General features: G+C 42.3%; 20 protein-coding genes and 1 other RNA gene. 16 read left to right on the plus strand and 5 right to left on the minus strand.

Going from position 1 to position 23,543, the window contains the following annotated elements:
* Nucleotides 1-41 precede the first annotated feature (41 nt).
* From C2M32_RS20430 to rnpB, 13 genes are all read left to right on the plus strand, one after another.
* Nucleotides 42-209 carry a hypothetical protein gene (locus C2M32_RS20430; protein WP_158678115.1) on the plus strand — a complete coding sequence of 56 codons (168 nt, stop codon included), beginning with the start codon at nucleotides 42-44 and terminating at the stop codon, nucleotides 207-209.
* A 96-nt stretch (nucleotides 210-305) separates the two neighbouring features.
* Entirely contained in the window at nucleotides 306-446 is a 141-nt protein-coding gene (locus C2M32_RS20435) for a hypothetical protein (RefSeq protein ID WP_158678117.1), read from the plus strand.
* Between the two features lie 15 nt (nucleotides 447-461).
* Nucleotides 462-602 carry a hypothetical protein gene (locus C2M32_RS20440; protein ID WP_158678119.1) on the plus strand — a complete coding sequence of 47 codons (141 nt, stop codon included), beginning with the start codon at nucleotides 462-464 and terminating at the stop codon, nucleotides 600-602.
* Between the two features lie 262 nt (nucleotides 603-864).
* Nucleotides 865-2,265 (plus strand): radical SAM/SPASM domain-containing protein, encoded by a 1,401-nt coding sequence (locus C2M32_RS04275; RefSeq protein WP_105167269.1) that lies wholly within the window; start codon nucleotides 865-867, stop codon nucleotides 2,263-2,265.
* Between the two features lie 6 nt (nucleotides 2,266-2,271).
* The gene (locus C2M32_RS04280) at nucleotides 2,272-3,684 is read left to right on the plus strand and encodes a radical SAM/SPASM domain-containing protein (protein WP_105167270.1); all 1,413 of its coding nucleotides are present in this window, start codon (nucleotides 2,272-2,274) and stop codon (nucleotides 3,682-3,684) included.
* Nucleotides 3,674-5,065: a radical SAM/SPASM domain-containing protein gene (locus C2M32_RS04285; RefSeq protein ID WP_105167271.1), complete on the plus strand. Its 1,392-nt coding sequence runs from the start codon at nucleotides 3,674-3,676 to the stop codon at nucleotides 5,063-5,065. The genes C2M32_RS04280 and C2M32_RS04285 overlap by 11 nt, the downstream gene beginning before the upstream one ends.
* A gap of 8 nt (nucleotides 5,066-5,073) precedes the next feature.
* On the plus strand, nucleotides 5,074-6,054 hold the full coding sequence (locus C2M32_RS04290) for an ABC transporter ATP-binding protein (RefSeq protein ID WP_105167272.1): 981 nt from the start codon (nucleotides 5,074-5,076) through the stop codon (nucleotides 6,052-6,054).
* A 36-nt stretch (nucleotides 6,055-6,090) separates the two neighbouring features.
* Nucleotides 6,091-6,846 carry an ABC-2 family transporter protein gene (locus C2M32_RS04295; protein WP_234401219.1) on the plus strand — a complete coding sequence of 252 codons (756 nt, stop codon included), beginning with the start codon at nucleotides 6,091-6,093 and terminating at the stop codon, nucleotides 6,844-6,846.
* Between the two features lies 1 nt (nucleotide 6,847).
* Nucleotides 6,848-7,630, plus strand: a complete 783-nt coding sequence (locus tag C2M32_RS04300; protein ID WP_105167274.1) for an ABC transporter permease — start codon at nucleotides 6,848-6,850, stop codon at nucleotides 7,628-7,630.
* Between the two features lie 16 nt (nucleotides 7,631-7,646).
* Nucleotides 7,647-8,348, plus strand: a complete 702-nt coding sequence (locus tag C2M32_RS04305) for an ABC transporter ATP-binding protein (protein WP_234401220.1) — start codon at nucleotides 7,647-7,649, stop codon at nucleotides 8,346-8,348.
* Nucleotides 8,339-9,628: an ABC transporter permease gene (locus C2M32_RS04310; protein WP_105167275.1), complete on the plus strand. Its 1,290-nt coding sequence runs from the start codon at nucleotides 8,339-8,341 to the stop codon at nucleotides 9,626-9,628. Before C2M32_RS04305 ends, C2M32_RS04310 begins: the two co-directional genes overlap by 10 nt.
* Before the next feature lie 3 nt (nucleotides 9,629-9,631).
* Nucleotides 9,632-10,825, plus strand: a complete 1,194-nt coding sequence (locus C2M32_RS04315; protein WP_105167276.1) for an ABC transporter permease — start codon at nucleotides 9,632-9,634, stop codon at nucleotides 10,823-10,825.
* A gap of 41 nt (nucleotides 10,826-10,866) precedes the next feature.
* Nucleotides 10,867-11,227: RNase P RNA component class A (gene rnpB / locus C2M32_RS04320), an RNA gene on the plus strand.
* A gap of 278 nt (nucleotides 11,228-11,505) precedes the next feature.
* On the opposite strand, the gene C2M32_RS04325 is transcribed toward rnpB, so the two are convergent.
* Nucleotides 11,506-15,594, minus strand: coding sequence for a hybrid sensor histidine kinase/response regulator transcription factor (locus C2M32_RS04325; RefSeq protein WP_105167277.1), 4,089 nt, complete (start codon nucleotides 15,592-15,594; stop codon nucleotides 11,506-11,508).
* 299 nt (nucleotides 15,595-15,893) lie between these two features.
* On the opposite strand from C2M32_RS04325, the gene C2M32_RS04330 reads away from it, so the two are divergent.
* Entirely contained in the window at nucleotides 15,894-16,334 is a 441-nt protein-coding gene (locus tag C2M32_RS04330; protein WP_158678121.1) for a hypothetical protein, read from the plus strand.
* Between the two features lie 294 nt (nucleotides 16,335-16,628).
* Nucleotides 16,629-18,032, plus strand: a complete 1,404-nt coding sequence (locus C2M32_RS04335) for an MBL fold metallo-hydrolase RNA specificity domain-containing protein (protein WP_105167279.1) — start codon at nucleotides 16,629-16,631, stop codon at nucleotides 18,030-18,032.
* Between the two features lie 64 nt (nucleotides 18,033-18,096).
* Here the strand turns inward: C2M32_RS04335 and C2M32_RS04340 are convergent, their stop codons facing one another.
* Together C2M32_RS04340 and C2M32_RS04345 are read right to left on the minus strand one after the other, a co-directional pair.
* Complete coding sequence (locus C2M32_RS04340) at nucleotides 18,097-20,064, minus strand: TonB-dependent receptor plug domain-containing protein (RefSeq protein ID WP_105167280.1); 1,968 nt, start codon at nucleotides 20,062-20,064, stop codon at nucleotides 18,097-18,099.
* 83 nt (nucleotides 20,065-20,147) lie between these two features.
* The gene (locus tag C2M32_RS04345) at nucleotides 20,148-20,492 is read right to left on the minus strand and encodes a hypothetical protein (protein WP_158678123.1); all 345 of its coding nucleotides are present in this window, start codon (nucleotides 20,490-20,492) and stop codon (nucleotides 20,148-20,150) included.
* Nucleotides 20,493-21,788: 1,296 nt separating this feature from the next.
* Here C2M32_RS04345 and C2M32_RS04350 point away from each other — a divergent pair.
* The gene (locus tag C2M32_RS04350; RefSeq protein ID WP_105167282.1) at nucleotides 21,789-22,010 is read left to right on the plus strand and encodes a hypothetical protein; all 222 of its coding nucleotides are present in this window, start codon (nucleotides 21,789-21,791) and stop codon (nucleotides 22,008-22,010) included.
* Between the two features lie 42 nt (nucleotides 22,011-22,052).
* Here C2M32_RS04350 and C2M32_RS04355 read toward each other — a convergent pair whose 3' ends face one another.
* Nucleotides 22,053-23,003: a peroxiredoxin family protein gene (locus C2M32_RS04355; protein ID WP_105167283.1), complete on the minus strand. Its 951-nt coding sequence runs from the start codon at nucleotides 23,001-23,003 to the stop codon at nucleotides 22,053-22,055.
* A 1-nt stretch (nucleotide 23,004) separates the two neighbouring features.
* A complete protein-coding gene (locus tag C2M32_RS04360; RefSeq protein WP_105167284.1) occupies nucleotides 23,005-23,538 on the minus strand; it encodes a TlpA family protein disulfide reductase in 534 nt (177 codons plus the stop codon).
* Nucleotides 23,539-23,543: the final 5 nt, after the last annotated feature.

Consider the following 23,543-nt stretch of genomic DNA (forward strand, 5'->3'; position numbering starts at 1 on the left):
CATAAAAAACACGTAATTTTAACTTTTGTTAAGGGGTGACAATGGAGAAGTTTGCGGCATTAAAGAAAATTGCTTCTTTGCCTATAAAAGCGCAACTGAAGGACGTTGATGTGTCAGTCAAACTCTTTAGTCACGGATGTGACAACTGTGCTGTTGAGACCTGTTCAACGGCCAAATCGCAACCCACACAGCAGGTAAAGTCACCTTAACAACGACGCGACATCTTTTAAATGCTGATGGTGTTTAACCACCCGACACCCGCGGCATCAAAAACATCAAGGGTGGATAGTAAAGGAATAAAAGCAATGTCAGTAAATAAACTAAAAGAAATTGCACAAAAGCAAAACGTTAAAGCATCAAACCAAGCTTTAAAAATCATGCGTTCAGAAGGTTGTTCAAGCTGCTGTAGCTTCAGCGACGGTGGCAACTCACAGCAAATTAAGTAATAGAAGGAATAAGCAATGAGTACGCAAAAACTGAAAATGTTGTCTCAACTTAAGCAAGTTCGTGTCAGCACTGATGCATTAAGCATCATGCGCAGTGAAGGTTGTTCTAGCTGTTGCAGTATGAGCAGCGGTGGCAACTCACAGCAAGTTAAGTAATACCCAACCAGGTAGGAGGCAATCGTCCCTTACCTGGAGTGAGTATCACTTTTTAGGCTGATTACACTGAGTGTTTACTGATTTCAGTATCACTTTCCAAAGATGGGAAAGCGCTTAGCCGCACCATCTAGGCCTTAAGCAGCACTGTGGAGGAAGAGTGTATCGGTGCTGTTGTCTTACCTTAATACTACTGAGCCGTCACTCAATAGTATTGGATTCATATTTGCGGCGTGTACTACATAACTATAAAAAGGGGTCTGCAATGGTTCCATTGCTAAAACAGGATATTCAGTTAATTCCTAATCAGGATGAGGGCGTGGTTTCTTTACAGCGGCAATTACCTGATGGGTCAAGTGCAGCACTTCGAGTTCATCCGATCCAAGCATTTATTATGGCTTTATTTAATGGTCAAAATGATGAGCTTAAAGTGGCTGAAATTCTTTCTGAGGTCATGAATATTGAAAAGTTAGCAGCCAAGGAAGTGGTCGCTAAGCTACTCAATAGATTTTCCTTATTCTTCACTAAAGTCACACCATCAGAAACACCATTGTTAGATATAGAGCTGGAAACACTCTTGTTTGAAGGCGATGAAGCGCTAATTTTAAGTGGTCGCGAAGATGCACCAAGCGCCATGATATGGGTGGTGACTGAAGATTGTAATCGAAAGTGCAAATACTGCTACAAAGATGCCAGATATGTTGCAGATGGACATGCAACAGATATCGCTTTTCCCTATGAGCGAGTTATTAAAACGATTGATGAAGCTGCGCTGATTGGGGTCAACCGCTTGATATTCACCGGAGGTGAACCACTCATGCGCCATGATTTGCCAGAGATCATAGGTCACACGATTGAACAAGATATTGTGCCTATTGTGATCACCAAAATGCGCGTGGAAGGACAGTTGATGGCGCGTTTACTCAAGGCGGGTTTGGAGGAGTTACACGTTAGCCTTGATTCCATAGACGCTAATGATGTACTTGAGTTAGTAGGCGTAGACGGTGCGCTTGATGATATGTTGGTGACCATCAAAGAGTGCTGTGAGAAAGGCATCAAGGTCATACTTCGTCCTGTGATGACCGCTATTAATGTTGATAACCTCGGGGCGCTTATCGAACATACCTATGCCATGGGGGTCAGGGAGTTCGTGATCGATGTATACGGCAAAACATGTGGCCGACATGAGCCACGCTTTTTGTTATCGAATGAGCGAGAAGCACAACTAAAAGAAGAGGTTAGAGCACTTCAACAAGCTTATCCAAAAGCAAAGATGAGTTTCAACTTTGATATGCGTGATGCCACAGAAGTGAAAGGTTGTATGGAAGGCTTAAAAGGGATCACGGTGCAACCCAATGGCATATGCGTCAAGTGTGAACATATTCCCGCCGGTCCGCATAATACCTTTGGTGATCTCAATGAAAGTGGATTATTAGAGATCTGGATCAGTGAAAAAACCAAAGAAATCGTGGTGCCTAGCCGCAAGTTCTTTAAAGGTACATCATGTTACAAGTGCGATTTATTTAGAGACTGTAACTATGTAAGGGGCCGATGCACCATTTCAGCCAAAAGTAAGTTTGGTACCATTCATGCGCCTGATGTTTATTGTCCGCTTGGTGAGTTTCACGCAAGTCGCGATATCGATGTCAAGATAGTCACGGCATAGGAGCAGATGATGAAAAGATTCGGCAAACTGGCACAGTTATGTTTTGAAAATGGGCATTATGTCCTCGATTATCATCCACTAGAAGGACAGTCACAAGCGCCATCAATCACGCTCCATCCATTGGTTGCTTATATTCTTAATAGTTTGGATAAACAGCAGCCTTTAGCGGACATAGTGGCAGATATTCAAATTCAGTTTGGTATCGCTCCAGCAGATGCGCAGGAAATTACCGACGATGTTGACGTAGTATTTGAGTCTCATTTTAGTGATGACTTAGATGCGAGTGGGATTGTGGTAGACATCGCACAATTGCAGGCGCAGCTTTGTATCCTTGCGCGCACTGAAAAAATGACCACGCGTTCCACGGTATTTAAAGGAAATCGTTCGCCGTTCCCACTGTCTTTACAATGGTTGGTGACAGGTAATTGTAATCGCAAGTGTGTGTATTGTTATCAAGGTGCGCCGTTGAGCAGCAAAACGGAAGATTCGACCGTTGACCTTAACGTGTTGAAAAGGCTGATCCGTGAAACGGCTCAGCTAGGTGGTAAAGAAATCATGCTCACAGGCGGAGAGCCGCTGCTCAGAGAAGACATCTATGAGGTGATGATCTATGCGCTTGAGCATGGCTTAACACCAGATTTCATCTCTAAGCAATTTGTCAGTGCAGAGCACGCACAAAGGCTGGCCAAAGCTGGGCTCAAAGATGCTTATTTGAGTATAGATAGCTTAGAAAAAGACTCCGCCACTGCATTAACTGGTATTGGTGGTTTTGCCAAAAAGATATCGCAAACAGTGGCACATTTTGTTCAAGCGGGAATTCGAGTTCATGCCAAATCACTCCTGACCTCGCTGAACGCAGATGCCTACCGTCAGACCTTGGCGCAACTGGAGCAATTAGGTGCGTATTCGATTGTTATAGATACCTATTCAGACAACTTACAAAGGCATGATGATGCGCTGCATGCATCCGATGAGCAGCAGCATCAGGTTCGTCAAGCCGTTGATGAATTCATATCAACCAAGCCGAAGTTACAGGTCGTTTTTCGCAACGAGCAGAAAGCCAAAAGTATGGACTACAGCATAGATGGTTTTGTCTGTCACAACGGTCGTACACAGCTACTTTTTTACCCAAATGGTGATATTTCACGCTGTGATAAGAAGCTGCCTGGGGGCGACATGATAGTGGGCAGTGTACTCAATCAAAGTATCTATGAAGCTTGGACCAGCAAAGCATTAGTTGAATCACTCGACCCTCCAAGAGAAAAGTACAAAGGCACGCCGTGTTTTACGTGCGATAGCTTTGACACCTGCAATATTCGCGGTCGTTGTTATTACGGTGCCTACATGTCAACGGGCACCTTATATGGTCCTCAAGAAGGGGCGTGCAAGTATATGGTAGGGGTGAAAAGTGTTTGTTAATCAATATATAAGATTGAAAGAAAAATCGCGGCTAGTCAAAGAGTCTAATCGCGTCATTCTCTTTATCGTTGATAGGGGCGAAAAATTTGCTTCTATGTTTCCGGTTCATGGGCTGATTTTGTCGCTGTGTAATGGGCGCAACAGCACCACCGAGATCAGCGAAGCGCTGGTTGAAATATACGATATGGAATTACAGAAGGCGCAGCAGCTCATTACTGAGCTCCTTGTTCAAGTCGCGGATTTTATCGAGTGTCAAAGCACGCCATTTGCGCAGTCGAGCGAGCGTTATGATCCGGCGGAGTTTATCTATGAGCCTGATAACAAACCGTGGGATAACAAGTTAGAAGTGCCCAACACTGTGGTATGGATGACGACCAATCGCTGTCCTGCGGACTGTGTTTACTGTGTGATCCCAACTTTAAAAGCGAATGAAATCGCGCCCTATGAGCTGACCACAGAGCAAGCGTTTAAGTTTCTCAAAGAATGTGTGTCTTTGGGTGTGAAGTATATCAACTTGCATGGCGGCGATCCGTTTTTACGCAAAGATATGATCGACATTATTGAGTACTTACTCAGCAATGATGTTTTTGTGGATGTGTCGACCAAAATGCCTTTACGCGAGAGCTTGATCGAACGACTTGCCAAAGCTGGGCTTGATACGCTTCAGGTCAGTATTGATAGCCATATTCCTCATCTTGCAGATGCGATAGTAAGAGTGAAAAACTGGCTGCCAAAAATTAACCAAACGATAGAATTATGCCAAAAATACGATTTAAAGGTACGCGCTAATATTGTAGTTACCGCAAAAAACATCGATGGCATAACCAATCTATTACTTCATTTAATTGAAGATAAGGGCATTAAAGATATTGGCATGTCTAGCTATCTACGTTCGGAACACAAACATGATGATAGTTTACTGATCTCGCATTCACAGCGAGTGCACCTAGTGCAAGCCGTCAATGAGATTGCAGCACAATACCCCGATGTGGAAATTGGCAATATCCCATTGCAAAGTGAGCGTGACATTTCTTTGTCTATCCCAGGTTTTGGCGCATGTTCAGGAGGAAAGACCGCCTTGGTGATAGGGTCTGATGGAGAGTGCGCAACATGTGATCGCACCATGCCGTATGAGCAAGCCCGAATAGGTAACGTTAAAGAATCCACCATCAAAGAGATTTGGAATGGAGACGCGCTGACTTACCTACTCAACCCTCCCCAAGAAGAGTATCAGGGGACGCCTTGTTATGACTGTGGTCACTTTGACGCGTGCAACGTGCGTCAGCGTTGCTATTACCGCGCTCAACTCATTAATGGTCGACTGTACGCACCCGATTACTTGTGCGCAAAGTTACCGGAACCACCTATCGAAATGTTTTGAGGTGCTATATGGAAATCTTACAAGCTAACAGTGTTAACAAGGTATTCTTTCGACCCGCATCGTCCGAGGCGCGCACTATTTCGGGCAAAATTAAAGGATGGCTTTCACCTCCCAAGCAGCAATTTAAGGTCATTGACGATGTTAGTTTGTCGGTGGAAAAAGGCGAATTTGTTGGTCTTTTGGGCACCAATGGCTCCGGCAAGACCACGCTGTTAAAGTTGCTCACAGGCATACTACAAGCCGATTCGGGACAGTTAAAAGTATTGGGCCATCACCCTGTAAAAGAGCGCAAAGCGTATACGCAAAAAATCGGGGCGGTGTTTGGGCAAAAGAGTTTGTTGTGGTGGAATGTGGCCATCATTGAGTCTTTTCACTTATATGCCTCTATCTACAAACTAAGCCGCACAGAGGCGAACCAACGCATTGAAGAGTTAAGTTGTTTGTTGGGCCTTGAGTCATTATTAACATCACCCCCTAAGAAGTTGTCGTTAGGGCAAAGAATGAAAGCGGAAGTGGCAGCGTCTTTGTTGCATCGCCCTGAGCTTATTTTTTTGGATGAACCGACCATTGCGCTGGACCCAGTATCTCGGCTTAATTTAATGAACTTCCTGTTGCAGCTAAATCGAGAGCATGGCACCACCATTATCATGACCTCTCATAACATGGCGGATGTTCATCACTACTGCCAACGCAGCGTTATTATGAATGCAGGTCGTGTCATTTATGATGGCAGAACCACCGAATTGTTGTCCTATGAGCATTTCAAAATTCTGGAGATAAAAACACTCAGTGCGTTTGATGAGCAATTGCTTGCAGGGTTTGAGTATGAACTGGTGGAAGACAATTACTACCGTATCAAAACCTCCAATGAACAGGCTAAGGAAACGCTATCAAGATTGGCGTTTCAGCCTCAGGTTGCGGACGTGAGTATTTCACCGCCCAGTTTGGATCATGCTATTCATCACTTTATGACGTCTGTAAGAGAGTAAGTTATGGATATTAAAGTGTTTTTCAGATATCTGCAGATGTCTTTCAAGGATTTGTCGGTATTTCGTAGCGACTTTTTGATCAGCATATTACATATACTGATCTATCAAGGGATCTTTATCATCTTCTGGGACGCCTTGCTCGGACAATTAAACACGAATCTGGGGGTTTGGGATAAGGGAAGTCTCGCCTTACTGATTTTAGTTGGGCTGGTTTTTTCGGCGGTTCGTATGTTGTTTTTTGGTTTTACCACCATGAGTGAAAAAGTCATTAACGGAGACTTGGACAAATACTTATGTCGTCCTATTTCACCTTTGCTGGCATTGCTTGCAGAAGACACTAAAATTTGGGCCGCGGGGCATTCATTATTGACCTGTAGCATTTTATTTGTGCTGCTTAATGAAGTGTATGGCTTTGAATTTGAAACCAGTAACTTTGTGCTGTTTGTGTTTTCTATTGTAGCCGGTAGTTTGACGCTGGTGCTGATGGAAGGGTGTATTGCGCTCAGTTCGTTCTGGTTTGGCAACATTAATAAACTGTTTTATCTGATAAATAGCTTCTCAGATTTTCAGCGCTACCCCATCACTTTATTTCCTAAGCTGTTACAGAATTTCTTGATTTACGTTTTACCCATCGGGCTGGTGTCGTCAGTGCCTGTGATGATTCTAATGGGGAGCTATGACAACAGTGGCGTTTTACTGCTAGCACAACTTGCTTTGCTCGCAGCTTGGTTGCTTTTATTTTGCTGGCTATGGCGCTGCGCATTACGTCGATACGATTCGTTGGGAGGGTAAAATGAGCATTTTTAATCTGATCAGAATCGAGCTAAAGGAAGTCACGCATTTTAGAATGAATTTGTATGCTTGGTTGTTATCACACCCTCTGCAATTGCTGATCATCTACTTGCTATGGCGCGGTATTTTCCAATTTACAGATTCTGTTGCTGGTCTTGGTTTTCAAGATGTGGTGATGTATTACTTTTTAGTGCACTTTATTAATGCATTTCTCTCAAGTGCTTATTCAGTCAACTATCAGGTATGGAGCGACATTAATGAGGGTGGGTTAGATAAATATCTGTGTCGACCATTTGATTACTTAACCGTGATTAGTAGCAAAAATCTTGCAAGGCCCTGTGTTGATGCGCTGTTTGCCACGCCGGTATTAGTGGTGGCGGTGTGGTATTCACAGGCCCAGTATGACGCGAGCAGTTGGCTACAATTTTTTATCGCCTGTGTATTGTCTTTGTTGATACTCATCGAAATTCAAAAAGTGATTGGGCTGTTATCGTTGTGGCTGGAAAAGGTGTTTGGGCTAAGAGACATTCTTTTTAGCATCATGATGTTACTCTCAGGTCAGTTGTTACCGCTAAGCATTTTACCAGGGTGGCTGGGAAGCATCGCGTCTTATTCACCCTTTGCCGCGTTATTTCATGCGCCAATTTCTCAAATCATTAACACCGGTGGGATAGCGGGCCTAGAGGCAATACAATTGCAGCTTTTTTGGCTGGTTGTGTTTGCATTATTAGGCAAAGGACTATGGATCATTGGCAGACCAAAGTATCAGTCTTTGGGTGGCTAACTTCAGGAAATTTATAATGCAATCAATTGTTAAAGCACATGCACTCAGCAAGTATTACGATGTGGGAACCATTCGCACAGAGGTGTTCAAATCATTGTCTTTTTCCGTCAATGAGGGAGAATTTGTATCTATCGTTGGCCCGTCTGGTGCGGGTAAAACCACCTTGCTCAATACCATCGGGCTATTAGAGCGCTTTCAAAGTGGCAGCTTGGAGCTGGCTGGGCAAGATGTTAGCCAGTTGAACGATGCGAAATTATCGGCAATACGCAATCGTTATTTGGGATTTATTTTCCAAGACTTTAACCTGTTACCAGAGTTGGATGTGTTGAGTAATGTGATGTTGCCACTTGAAATCGCTGGCGTAAAAACATCGCACGCAAAAGACAGGGCGCATTATCAACTACAAAGAATGGGATTGCAGGGGCGCTTACATCACAAGCCCTACTTGCTTTCAGGTGGGCAACAGCAGCGAGTAGCCATTGCACGAGCATTAGTTTGTGAGCCAAAAATGATCTTAGCGGATGAACCTACGGGTAACTTAAACTCTCAAATGGCTGTTGAGATCATGCAGTTACTCAAGGAAATTAACCGACAAGGCACAACCATTTTAATGGTGACTCATGATGAACACCTATCAAATTTGGCGTCACGAAAAATTAGCTTATCCGATGGTCAAATAGTGGAGGCTCAGCCACAGGAGTTAGCCTCATGCGGTTAAGTACCTTAGTTTGTAATTTAAAATCGCAGTCTTTAGTCAGTGTGCTGGTGGTGTTGTTAATTGCAACTGGGCTGGGTGCGTTTGGCACGACTTATAGCGTTTATCACATTATGTCGAGCAATCCCATGTCCGATAGCCAACACAATACACGTTATGTGATTATTGATGATTGGAGTCCGGACAAGGACTTACAATGGACCCCACCATTACTCAGTTATCAAGATGGTACGGCATTGTTAGGGTTAATAGGTGAAGGTAAGGGAGCGCTTACTTATGATTCGAAGCTTGTCGCTCAGCAGCCAAGTTCTTCCTATGTTCATGAACTGACAACTAGGGCAACCACACCGGATTTTTTCAGTATTTTCCAAGCTCAGTTTAAATATGGCGCCCCATGGAGTATGGCCGAAGATAGTAATCGAACTGCGGTGGTGGTGTTGTCTCATCATGCCAATAAAGTGCTATTTGACTCACAGAACAGTGTTGGGCAATTACTTTATTTAGACAGTAAAACTTACACCGTGGTAGGGGTGCTCAAAGAGTTTACCATGACCCCCAAGGTCTACGATTTACACGTTGACCCCTATGCCGCAACGGAAGATTTATACATACCTTTTTATACTGCAATTGAGAATGACGTGTTACCTCATGGTCGCTTACTTGGCTTCAGAAATGAGCCAATTAGTGGCTTTCGAGATGTACTGACAACCTCTATGATTTGGTTGCAGTTGTGGACTCAGTTTGACTCCCCACAAAGCATGGAGGCATTCAGTAGGGCGTTGGCAGGATACACTGAACAACAATTCTTAAAAGGCAGGATGCTACGCGGGCGTGATCAATTTGAGTTGCTCACCCCAGGTCAATGGCTAGAAAGAAATCAAGTCGTTAACAGTGATAGTCAGTTGCTTTTGATATTAGCTGTGGTGTTTTTGGTTATTTGTTTGGTGTGTGTGGCAGCACTGTTGTTTGCCAGTTATGCAACACGTCGTCGCTCTTTGAATGTGTATCGGGCGCTTGGCGCATCAAAGCAATATATATCGCGCTTGCTGTTTGCAGAATTATCTTTATTAGCATTAAGTGGTTGTGCGTTGGGGTTGTTACTGACGGTCATTGGGTTGAACTACATGGAGCAACTTTATGGTAGCAGTTATCAACAGGTAGCGAGTTTGGATATCACACCGATTGTTATTGCCGCAGCGTGTTGTTTACTTGGGGTGGTTTTGGCAAGTGTGTTGCCGATCAGTCAGTGTTGTCACAGCAACAGCATTTTTATTCGCAGGTAAGCTATGAACCTAAAAACAATGATCAAATTTATTAGTTACCGAAAGTTACCTTTTGCGATGATGGCACTCATTATCGCATTAGCGGTGATGGTGCTTGTCAACGCGGTGGCGGTATTAGTCAAAACCCATCAGGACATTGAACAAACCCCGTATTTGGGAGCAAGCACCATCGCACTATGGGTTAAGTATTTAGAAGACGGGGTGGATTACAGTGCCCAAGCCCAAGCTGATCGAGATGCGTTGTTGTCTATACCCGAAGTGGATATCGTGAGCTTTTCAACACCGACTCCCTTTGGTGGCGGGGGGCCAGAGATGACATTAGAGCGAAGTAACTCGCTAGATGAGATAACCGTCAGTGTGTTTTATGCCGATGAACACTTTTTACCGGCATTAGATATAGAGTTAGTGGCGGGGCGCAACTTTACTGCCTCAGAAGTGGTGTCCGCTGCGGCAGAAGAAGCGCAACAAGCCACTTTGGCGATCATCAATCAAACTCTGGCTTTGGCACTTTTTGAAGGTGGTTCAGCATTGGGGAAAACCATACAAACCTCCGGCCAAAGTTATACTGTGATTGGTGTACTAGATCCGTTGGTGGGGGCGAATTTTAAATCACAGCGGGGTCAATATACCCTCGTGTTGCCTCAGCAAAAGTTGGGGAAATGGACGTCTATGTTAGTCCATACTCGTGACGTACAAAGCCCCCAGCAATTACAGAAAAAATTGGCAGATGTAATTTATGCGCAAGATGTAAAGCGGCTGCTTACTAGAAGTGAGCCGTTGTTGGCGCAACGCTCACTGGGCTTACAAAAAGAAATGGCTCTGGGCGCAATACTCAAAGCGGTGATCATGGCATTTGTGTTGGTGGTGTTTGCCGCGGTTTGGGGCGTGGTGAAGTTTAACTTTGTCGCTCGGAAAAAATCGATGGGCATTGCTAGAGCATTAGGGCTTAGTGCCAATCAGCAAATGATGGCGGTGACTTTAGAGTTTTCAGTTGTCTGTTTAGTCGGCGTGCTCAGCGGTGCGCTGTTGTCTGCGTTTTTCGCAAACTGGCTAAACGAAGCCTTTGCGATTGCCAAGGTGAGCAACGTAATTGTGCTAGCAATAGGCATGGCGATGTTGATATTGGTGAACGTGATAGTGCAGTTTCATTTAGCGCAAACTCAAAAATCGAGCTTGGCAGAGGTAATTTATCACTGACAACTATAGGCATGTATCGCGATTCAGCGTATAATCCGCGCCGAGTCAGCTGGATAATCGCTGCCTGTGACGAAAATGATCAGGGGGAGGAAAGTCCGGGCTCCACAGGGCAGGGTGCCAGCTAACGGCTGGGGGGCGAAAGCCTACGACAAGTGCAGCAGAGAGGAGACCGCCAACTTTCGGGTTGGTAAGGGTGAAAGGGTGCGGTAAGAGCGCACCGGGCCACTGGTAACAGTTGGTCGCAAGGTAAACTCCACCCGGAGCAAGACCAAATAGGGTTCCTTATGGTGTGGCCCACATCGGAACCGGGTAGGTTGCTTGAGCCTAGGAGTGATCCTAGGCCTAGACGAATGATTATCGCTCGCAAGAGTACAGAACCCGGCTTATAGGCTGACTCAATGATTTTAGTAACCGCTTGATTTACTTATGTAAGTCAAGCGGTTCGCTAAAATTCCAGACCACTTCGCATAAATCCATGTACCAAATTTACACGGTTAATCACTACAATGTTCTAATGTTCTAATGTTCTAATGTTCTAATGTTCTAATGTTCTAATGTTCTAATGTTCTAATGTTCTAATGTTCTAATGTTCTAATGTTCTAATGAATCACAGCATTCACTTTATTGATGAGAGTGTATTAATGTAAGTGAGCTCATCAATTGCTGTGACACAGCTCAGGTTAACTCCTTACTTTATCGACCAACTCCTTTTCATACATTTTAAAACTCTTACCAAATTCCTGTTTAAAGCACTGGCTGAAATAGCTAATAGAAGAGAATCCCACATATTCAGATATCTGTTGTACTTGATAGCCTTTGCCAAGTAATGTTAACGCTTTTTGTAACCGGTACTTGCGTAGATATTCAGTAAAGTTATAGTCAAGTAAGGCGGAAAGTTTTCGATTCAGTTGCCGCTCGCTCATTGCAAGTAACTGTGCGGCCTCACTTCGATTGAATGTTTCTTGCGAGAAGTTTTTTTCAATAACAAGCTTAAACTTATCGATAAATTGTTTGTCTTTTGAACCGATAGAATAGATTGTCTCCTCTGTGAGAGCACTTAAATCCATTGGGTTCATAGCAAATTTTCTTTTCAGCTTGGCTCGTATTGTCAACAAACGTTTTACCCTAGTCACCAGCTCCTGATAGTGGAAAGGTTTTGATATGTAATCATCAACATTTCTTTTCCATCCTTCAATTCTGCTTTGCATATCGCCTTTAGCTGTAAGCATGATAATCGGGATGTGGCTCGTGATCTCATTGTCTTGAATTTTCTCTACCGCAGTATAACCATCAATATCAGGCATCATGACGTCACAAATAATTAAATCGGGTACGATATCAGTGGCCATTTTTATTCCTTGGTTTCCGCCATTGGCTAAGACACAAGAAAACTCTTCACTGAGCAAACTTTCTAGATAGTTAAGCATTTGAATATTATCATCAATGATTAAGATGATATTCTGCTCATTGCTCAACTTTTTGGCTGAATGGTTAGTTGGTTTGCTACCATTGTTAGTGTCTGTGGGTTGTGCATTTAATGTGTGGGATATCGAGTAATCACAGTTGTCCGTTATCACTTTTAAGATCGTAGCTTGTGGGAACGTTATAGTGAACGAAGTGCCTTTCCCGAGAGTACTATCAACAGAGATATGACCACCATTCGCTTGAACCAACTCTTTAACTAATGCTAAGCCGATACCAGTTCCTACTTCATAGTTTGTGTGCTCATTGTTTGCGCGCACAAAAGGTTCGAAAATTGATGCTTGTTCCTTTGGACTGATACCCACTCCAGTGTCTGAAACTGTAATGGCAAGCCCATCATTATCAAAAGAAGTGCTTATCTCGATTTTCCCACCCGGCAAAGTATACTTGGTCGAATTTGATACTAGGTTGAGTAATATTTTATCTAACGAATCTCGATCGAGTTCTAGTTCGCAATCAAAAGTTGTTTTAAACACAAGTGATTGAGATTTGTTCTCTAAAGTGAGTTGAAAAGCAGCGATTATAGCGCAAATGTTTTGATTCAGATGGTAGCGCTGTTTGTCGACTTGTACTGGAGAGTCTATTTTTGCCAGCTCTAGCAACTGCTCAACCATATAAAGTAACCGTTGAGCATTGCTTTTGATTAATGAAGCTTGTGATAGCAAAGTGGAGTCGGCCTGCGTGTCTAGTAGCTTATCGGCTGGACCAATTATAAGCGTTAATGGTGTTCTAAACTCGTGCGATATGTTGGCAAACAGTTGTTTCTTAGTATCGAGTAAAGACTCTATCGTTTTACTACGTTTTTCTAGTTCAGTTGTGCGCTCTTGAATACCAACTTCGAGCATTTTTGTCCTAACTTTTAACGCTTTTGTTTTGACTCGAATAAACAAGTAAACAGCAGTTAGTAATACTAATAAATAAACAAAATATGCAGACCATGTTCGCCAAAAAGGCGGTTCTATCTTAATAACAAGAGGTTTACTTTCACTGATAAGTTGGTCATTTAGATTCTCAGTTCTTACTACAAAGGAATATTTACCTTCCGGTAAGGTTGTATAGGTAGCGACTTTATTTTCATCGGATGTATATACCCAATCATCGTCAAGGCCAGTTAATTTGTATGAGTACTTAAGCTTTTGATTAGTAAAGTTTAAGTTTCTGAATGATAGTGAGAAAAAATAATCTTCGTGAGACAGTGTTAGTTTATCAGAGTCATGAAGAGCCTTCTGCAAATAAGTCTTTTCATTATTGAATTGTAAGAGAATTGGTTGATTCTTGACTTTCAATTGCGTTAGAACTGTTGGAGCCGTTAGTTGTGAAGAAGGTATTTTTTCCAATTCGATTTTTACAATGCTGTTTATATCGGCAACGAGTAACTCTTTATCTTTTGAAAACAAAGATGGATTCATCATGACGCTCTCAATGTTCAGTCCATCTTGAGATGACAACGTACTGACGGTCTGGTTTTTTGGGGAATATTTGTATAGAGTATTTTGTGAGCCAAGCCATAAGTTATTGTTTTCGTCTGCTGTAATAGTTTGAAACTCAATATTTTTTAATCGTGAGGGGAGCGCTGCAAAAGACAAAGAGTGCGTTCTATGAGAATACTTCAATAGGCCGACTTCATAGATACTAAACCACACGTCACCATTGCTGTCTTTGAACTGTGAATTGACTCTTCCGATACCTGAGACATTGTTCGCTGGATCGACTCGTATATTTTCTTTGGTTTTGGGGTGGTAATTAAAAATACCATCAGGAGAAACCAGCAACAAAGTTCCATCGTTTAATGGAGTGATAGTTATAACATCAATTGTTAACTGCTGAACAAACTGATCTTTTACAGGGTCATATAGAAGCAATTGACCTCTGAGGTCTGGAATATGTGCGGCATATGTACCAACCCACAAAGAGCCATTTTGAGCGGAAGTGATGGCTAGCACTACACCACCATTTAAGCCGCTATTAGTGTTTGGACGAAAGTGTTTATGTGTATCCTTTTCAGGGTTATACATCACTAAATCGTTCCCCCGAAAAAATGTAAGCCACAGGTTGAGGCGGTTATCTAAGTGTACTTTTGATATTTCATCGTGGGCCGTAAACCGCGTTGTTGGTTGATCGGTCAAGCTAGTGTTAGTTAGCAGTAATTGTGTGTTACAACTGAACCATAAATCATCGTCGACTCTAGATGATAAACCTCTAATATAGCATGGCTCGTTCTTAATATTGTATAAGTGAGTAAAGGCCTTACTGGATGAAGTAAGTTGGAAAATGGCGTTATTTGAAGCAAACCACTCATGTCCCGCACTATCCTCAAATGTGTTATAAATTTGGATAGATGTTACTGTTTCTTGCACAGATAGTTTGGGTTGGACAAGATTTGCTGTAGTTGAGTTAGGCGCTATTTTATAAAGCTCTTGTTCCCATGTACCCACCCAAATTTCACCGTTACTATTTATGGTTAAACTACTTATTGACTTGTTCTCTATCGCAGTTACTTCTATGAAGCGTTTTAGCTTTTCGTCGTAATACTGCACGCCATTGAAAGTTCCAATCCAAATTTTTCCGTTATGGTCTTCAACTATGTGACTAACGTTGGCGCTATTGACTTTCTGCTCTGCAGAGGAGGCGTCACTAAAGTGGTGTAAAGTATTGTCCGTGGTTCGCCACATATATAGCCCACTTCCCAAGGTTGCTATCCATAACCTTGCCTTGCTATCCATTAATATATCCTTGGTATTTAAGTTACTGGGCAGGTAGCTTAGTAATTCAGTGTCTGTGACGGTTGTTTTCGTGGCTAAATCTATTTGTGCAATCCCTTTGCTACTGGTTACCCATAGCAAGTTGTCGCTAATGGAAAGTTGTGACAGAGAATTGGATGGAAGACGTCGAGCTACTTCTGATGATGTTGCGTTAAAAATGGTAACTTCATGGGTAGATAGGTTAAAGCTATAGAGTCCATGATCAAGTGTTGAAATCCACAAATTACCATCATGTTCCAACATATCAAATACGTTAGGGGAACTGGGTAGGGGATAGTGTAAGAATTGCTCACCATCGTATCTGAACAGCCCTGAGGCTGACGCTAACCATATAAAGCCAAAGCTATCTTGTTGAATACTCCTGATATTACCAAGAATAATGTTGTTTTTTGGGATAACTTTCTGGAATAAAGGATCTGACAGTTGAAATTGATTGTTAGGCACATGCTTAGATGATGTATTAGCTTGGGTGAAGCAACTTATAAATAATAATAATAAAATCAAGGATAGTTGTATGATCTTCATAAGTTCACTTTGCCTAATTTTGTGCGTGCTTTAACGTTTACCCAATTGAGATATATTGCTCCAATAAAAGGCAATATTGCATGTTGCTCACTTTTCTTGTGCTGGGTTTTGTGTAAGTTTTTGAATGTTAAGTTTATTTTTTGTTTGTCCCAATATTATAACTTATTGTCCCGTTTTTATTAACTGTTTTCATTGGCGAAATGTAACTTAGATAGGGAAGCGGGGTCGTAATCAAAATACATGTGATGTGGCTCCTTATATAAAAATCTATAAAACAGTAAATGGAAGGTCTTATGAAAATGGATAAACTTAAAATGTTGGCTTTAGCAGCAGTTGCTACTGCAGGTGTATCTGGTGCTGCGCAAGCAGGTGAGATGTGTCAAGACATTGCTTATCGAGTAGCTGTTGAGTGGGATGAAGTAAAAGAATATCGTGCAAGATGTAGCTACTATGCTGATTATATGTCTAATGATGGTCTTAGCAAGATTGTAGGCGGCGGTGAATCTTATACTGCTTGGGTACGTGACAGATATAGTATCCCAAACTGCCCGAGCTATCAGACCGTGCCAGTTCTTGTAACTAGCGTGCGTACAGGGATGTCATACAATTCAACTGCTACAGGGTTTTTGGCAAACACTTCATTCGAAGAAAAAGTGGTAGACCGTGTTGCGACTAGATGGGAAACCAAGATTGTTTGGCGTGATAGATATGGCAATCCATGTAAGCCGTACATAAACTAAGGTGTACCCGCTTTCGAAAGTAAAGTATCTAACTTTTGAATAAGTAAAGGTGGCCCGCTTCAAATGGGCTGCCTAGTTATCCGCTTTTAACTACGCTAAACATACGGTCATTTGCTGATCAATGCCTCAGCTCATCATTCGGTGAGAATGTCACTCTTTTGCAGTAACCTGATTCATCCAGCCTTCTTCGATTATAAAATAATGTTATGCCACCAACCTACGCTTAGTGTTTTTCTAGCTACACTTACTCTCATACTTTGGGTTTTTACCTGTGAATAAAAGTGAGATAAATCAATGGCAACAGTTACATTTTACGGTGCGGTGCAAGAAGTTACGGGGTCTTGTCATCTTGTTCACTCGGATGCACTTGGAGAAGTACTGCTAGATTGTGGTATGCATCAAGGGATGAAGGCTAAGCATTTTATTTCCCGTGAACAGTTTGCCTTTAACCCAGCTAGTATCGATATGGTTATTCTATCTCACGTTCACTTAGATCACAGTGGCCGATTACCTTCTTTGTTACATGAAGGGTTTGTGGGTCCTATCTATTGTACCGAGGCAACGGCGCAGTTATTACCCATCATGTTGTTTGATGCTTTGAGTCTGTATGAAAATGATTTACGACGAGAAAATCGTAAGCGTGCGCGAAAGGGGTTGAGCGATATCGAAGCGCATTATTCAAAAGAAGATGTACTCAATGTATTGGATTGCCTTAAGCCACTTGCATACAAACAGCGTGTGGAAATTGGTGAAGGGGCGTTTGTATGTTTTCACGATGCGGGGCATATACTCGGCTCTGCGATTACCGAGTTGACGATAACTGAAAGTGGCAAACAAAAGAAATTAGTGTTCTCTGGCGATTTGGGTAATACCGATACCTTACTCATGAAGGATCCTGTGTATTTGTCAGAGGCCGATATGGTGTTGATGGAGGGCACCTATGGGGACCGTGAACACAAATCTTTAGGGGACACACAAACCCAGCTCAAAGACATTCTGCATGCGGCCTTTGCGAGAGGGGGAAATGTCATGATCCCCGCTTTTGCAGTGGGACGGACACAGGAGTTATTACTGTATCTTGGCAAGCTACAACAGGCGGGAGATCTCGACAATTGGCAGGTCTTTCTCGACAGCCCAATGGCCATTGAAGTCACGTCTGTTTACGACCAGTGGTTACCAACACTGGACTGTGAGGGAGTAAAAACGCTGTGTACGGGAGAGCAAACGTTACTAAAGAATTTCCTCTCTACCTTACATTTGATGGTGGATGCTGAAGACTCAATGGCTATTAACAAGATCAGCAGTGGCGCTTTGATCATTGCAGGCAGTGGTATGTGTACTGGCGGGCGGATCACCCATCATTTCAAGCATCGAATTTGGGACAGTCGTAATACCATTATTTTTGTTGGTTATCAGGCGAATGGCACCTTGGGTCGAATATTGGTCGACGGAGCGCAACATGTGAAGTTGTTTGGTGATGATATTATCGTCAAAGCCAATATAGAAACGTTAAATGGCTTTTCTGCTCATGCGGGGCAAGCGGCATTGGTTGATTGGGCGAGTCATTTTGGCACCAAGCCAAAAGTGGTGCTGGTACATGGCGAGCCTGATGCTCTAATGGGGTTGGCTGATAAACTTGAACAACTGCATGGTATTAAGGCCGAGATCCCAATTTTAGGTGATACGCTTGAGTTTTGAGCGCAGGCTTTGTTTTTGCAGTAAAAATCCCGCTGTTTAGCGGGATTTTATGTTGAGCTATCAGTTAGTGACCAAACTGAATACGCACACCGGCGTTCACAGTAAAGCCGTCGTTACGAGACCAAAGGTCTGTTGTCCAGCGGCCGCTTGGTGCTTGTTGTGGTAACAGCAAGCGCTCATCTTTGCTCTGTCTTACATCCAGAAGGTTTTCAGCGTTGATAAAGTAGCTGACTTTGCCCAAGGTAATTTGGCCGAGCAACCCTAAATGCCAATAGGCATCTCCTTTTTCACGGTAGGGGTTACCTTCAAGATGTTGTGTGCCGGTGTAGTATGCTTCAAAGCCTAATAAGTGACTCCCATGTTCTTCCCACATGATCACCGCTCCGGCTGAGTGTGTTGGAGTCAACGACAAGGGAGAGCGACCAGCACCAAAGAGAGTTTGCTTGGTCGCATCTGTGTATAAATAACTGCCCGTTATTTTTAGGTCATGCCAACGGTAACGCAGTAGTAATTCGGCACCGCGGATCTCACTTTGACCCGGAGCGTTCACTAAACGTACGCGTTTATCAGTTGATTCGGTAAGCGGGTTGATAACCTCAAGCTCAGTGGCATTTTCTACGTCGGAGGAGAAAAGCGTAACGCTAGTCTCAACGTTTTCAAATACGTAACTCACATCTATTGACGCGGTGGTTGCATGTTCTTCTTCAAGGTTGTTTAGGGGTTCAAGGCGAGATAAACCTGCATCTTCAATATCTTCAATAAATGGTGTAGGCGCAAAGAAACCTTGGCCATAGCTGCCACGGATGGTCCAGTTACCGGGCCTATAAAGCACTGACATTCTTGGGCTAAATTGCGTACCGTATTTGTTATGCCAATCAGTGCGAGCGCTGAATGAAATGGAAGTGTTGTCACTTGCCTCATAATCTACTTGAGAGAATAAGCCTGGCACTTGGTAGTGATAATCAAATGCTGAGAACTCATCAGAACTAAAGCGCTCTGACTGGTAAGCTACCCCCACAAGCCATGCGATATTAGCGCTGTATCCTGACAGACTTGATTCTAGTAAGTAACTATCATGATTGTCATTTTCATTAATGATGCCATACACATGAGTGTGCCTCTGCTCCATGGCTGAACCACGCACATTGAAGTTAAGCTCCTCATTGACTGGTTGCTCAAAGGTAAAACCACTATCGAGTCTTAATGACTCTTGATCTTGTGCAAAGGGGGTGCCATCGGGCGTCACTGCGCTCTTAGCTGTGCCGCCTTGTCGTTGTTCTTTCATTGCGCCGAAGGTGACGTAGAGGTTTGCGTCATTTTCCCCAGACCAATAAAAGCGAGGTCGAATAGTGGCTCGCTCATAACTTGCCATATCCAACCAGCCGTCGTTATCTAAGTCTTGTTGCTGCTGGTGGTGTGCGCCAGCGGTGATAGAGGCACGGAGTTCATGACTTAAAGGCGCGGCTAGGTAAGTGGTAATATCCTGTCCATTCTTTGATGTGGCATTAACGAGTACTTCGGCTTCTAGCTCATCTGAGGGAGTTCGAGAAATTAAGTTAACTACACCGCCTAGAGCGGAGCCGCCATATAACGAAGACGCCGAACCTTTAATGATTTCTACATTGGCCAGATCGGTAGGCGGAATTTGTAGTAAACCAATAGAGGCAACAGAACCTCCATACAGTGGTAAGCCATCACTGAGTAATTGTGTGTAGCGGCCATATAAGCTTTGTAGGCGGATATTGGCGCTACCAAGAGCTGGCGAAGTGTTTTGCACACGTACTCCACCTGTTTCAGCGACCAACATGGAAATATTGCCGGGTCGCATCAAGGCTTTTTCCTGAATTTCTTCGCCATTGATGATTTCAATCCGAGTGGCAGATTCGGTAACTATGCGACCAAGGCGCGAAGCCGTTACTTGGATTTTTTCAATTTTGTTATCATGTTCAGCATGATGGTCTTCACCCGCGTAGGGCGTTGAAGAGAGTAGCGCAGCAGACAGCGTAACTAAAGAGTATTTATTATTAAGCATTTTATGCCTCAAGCTATATCAGTAATTAAGCCATATTCGCAATTACTGGTAAGAAAATAAGAGATAGTTTTTATTAACTGGAGCTACGAGATAAAAATTGGAGGACGATATAAGGAGGTTATAAATGCCCTTGTAGTGGCTGTATGCAGCGGTAATATAGACTCAACTAAACCCACTAAATTTGAATGCATAGAGATGTTTTCGATATAGAGAAAGCTGATACAAGTGTTTGCTGGGCAAATACATTGCTCTTCACAACACTCAACCTCACAACATCCATCCGAGTTTTGTGATGCAATATGTCCATCGTCCGAGGCTGTTAATACTTGTGCAGGCTCTGTGGTGTTCGCAACCATGCTATCGTTGATTAATATTATCGATGCGTGAGCCATTGACTGCGCGACAAAGAACGCCAGCATCATTATCATAATTGTTAATCTTAACAATGGGTTGTACATTGTATTCTCGAGTAAAGCTTGGCCTGCCATTGTAAGGAATTTTACATTGTATGTGAAGTAGGGAAAGTCAGTAGCCGAACTTTCTCTTAGATGAAACCAGACAAATATCTTTGATGGATGGAGTAAAGGGTTAGCACTGCACTGCCGAGTAATAAGGTATGACAATTTTAATCGCGTTATAAATCGTTGCAGTATCGCATAGGCAAAGCCACCATCGGTGAGCGAGAAACTCAAAAAGTGAAGTGTACCGCTGGTTAGTCGTGTTTTAGGTGGCCCTTCAATCGGGCTTTTAATGTACACCCTCTCCATATAGAAAAAGATTCATTACTGGGTAAACGTCCTTTCTTAGATTGGTTCGATTGTTGTTATCACAAACGCTATTACATATATTTTTACTGTTACCAAATATTTGATGGGCCAATTCAAGTCTTTGTCTTTTAAGATTATTATAATCTAGTCATATTTCTGCAATATATCGTATGAATACTTATTTAATCAAATTAGAGTTAATATACTATTTTTCCTGATCTAATACTAAAAGCTACTGCAGTTGGTTTACTTGCCCTGATACATTGCACGTAGGCTATGACACGTGCCAAGTAAGGTCTAGAACACCTTTGGGCGAGTGGGTTATTGTTTTAACTAAAATGATTAGCAAGCGAGTTATATGATCAGTTTTTTATTGTTCGCTTTTTGTGCAGAATATTTTGCTTTGCAAACCAATGAATAGCTAAGTTAGTGGCCAGTTGTGTGGGCTATAAAGATGAGATAAGGGTCTTGTTGATGTTGTCTGTATTTTTTTAGGGACTTGTAAATATTGACGGAAATAGCTTCCAATACAAGTGTATTTTCCTACAATTTATGAATTATAAAGACAATACAAGAGGGGAGGTGGAGTTTATTGTTATCGAGTTTGTGTATTGTATATTACAAGGAGGTAGGTTTTTGAAGCGTGTTTTTATAATAGGTATATGATTATATTGTTGCGTAAAACTATAAAGTCTAGCGTTTTAATATTAGTAGAAAGTGGACAATATATTGACAATATTCAGGTTGTCGATAGTATATCTTAGTATGTTTGCTTAGTGCGCATATTTTGTCAAAATTGTTACACTGATTGAATAACATGGAATGCATTCAACGTATACGTAAATAATTTAGACTTTCTTAGCATGTCAATAGGTAAATGGTAGATAAGAATATAGGCTATAAGTAGGTTGATTGTTGTAATGCGATAGCCATAATGGCAATTCAAGGAGTACGTTGATGCCAGAAAAGAGCAAGATAGCGCACATTAATATGAATATATTAATAGAAGTATTTTCTAAAGGTTATGAGATGGGGACTCTAGACTCTCTAGATGGTATCCATATACGCAGTAACGAGGTGAAGCAGCGCTTTGAAGCGCAACTTTGCTCTTTGTTTTCAGACATTCTTGGTCAAGATTACAGAGAAATAGGTCCATTGCATGAAGCTCCTAAGGAATGACCGCACTATTAGCCATATTAACTAATAGCGCGGTTAACCAAGTTAGAATTTACTGCCTCTTTTATCGATAATACCAAGCTTGTTTACCTCTATTTTATAAGGCGTAGAGTAAACGTTGTAGGCTTTGAATATTTCGTTGTCTTGGTCGAAAATGATCGGTAGATCCAGAGCGAACTTATCAGCAAATTGCTTTACATAGTTGGCATCAACATAAAAGGAATTTGCAATACCCACCCAAAGATCCTCAGAATTATTCTCGATTTGTTTTTTAAGCTGCTCAAGTTGCGCAGCACAGTTTGGAAATTTTGGCATGGGGCATAAAGAATCCATGAATACCAAGTTAAGCTTTTGACCATGTTCCAACTTTGCTAACAAAGACTGACTATCCAGTTTGTCATTTGTTATTGTGGTTTTGGCAAAATGTGCGATTGGGTCACCAACTTTTATGTGTTTGAGCAATTTTACATCTTTAACATGCGTGGCCTCTTTAGTGGCGGGTTCTGTCTTTGCTGACACATCCGGTTGCGCCTTATTTGTTTTTAGGCCTAAATGCTGCTTTAACTCGTCGGTGTTACCAGAGAAAGTGATTTCATCATTTTGAACCAGCACATGGTAAGGTCTATCCCATACACCCATTTTGCGCATTAAGGTGAGCTCTTTATCCAACACCAGAGGTTTTATTTGTGGGAAATACCCTTGGAATTTTTTGATTTGTACTTCGGTAACATTGAACTGTGGCTGTATCCAAACACGTTTAGTGGAAGTTAAAAATGAATTTGGCAGTACTTTTTCAATATCAACATCTCCGCCACCATTATACATGGCCCAAATATCAGAAAAGATAAAGTGAGTTGTCTGTTTATGGTCAATGGCGATAACATTACCATCTACAGTTTGTAGCGTACTTAGTTGTAGCTCCTTTGGCAAAGCACTATCAGCGGCGTAACTCATGGCGGCTGTGAATGGTAATAAGAGTAGGATCAGAAATTTCATCTTATTCTCCTTGTAAGTGTGTTTGCGACGAAGCTTTGGCTGCAAGTTTATTTAACGTTTCATCTAGCTCATCAGATACTAAGAAAGTGCGATACGCAATTTTTCCTTGTTTGTTGATCACAACATGATGGGGGGTGCCCAAAACACCATAGTCTTGTGTAATATGCCCTTTTTTGTCGAATACAGTAGGTAATTGATAGTTTTCTTGAGTGTATAGTTTGGTAATGTTCTCGATTGAGTCGTTTAAACCAATATTAATTGCAACCACTTCCACATCTTGGCCTAAGCGGTCAAATGTGTTTTGTAGGTGGTGCATCTCAGCAATACAGTAACTACACCAAGTAGACCAAAACTTGAGGTATACAGCTTTTTTACCTTTAAATTCACTGAGTGATAGTTTTTTGCCATCCAGTGTTGTTACTTCAAAGTTGGGAGCAATATCACCTACTTGGGGTGCTTTTGCCATTGCAGAGGTAATACCAAAACACAGTAATACAGCCGTAATTTTTAGGGTATGAATGATCTTCATAAACATAAATA

Source organism: Pseudoalteromonas sp. T1lg23B, from assembly GCF_002964665.1.
In the GTDB taxonomy this organism is placed as follows: domain Bacteria; phylum Pseudomonadota; class Gammaproteobacteria; order Enterobacterales; family Alteromonadaceae; genus Pseudoalteromonas.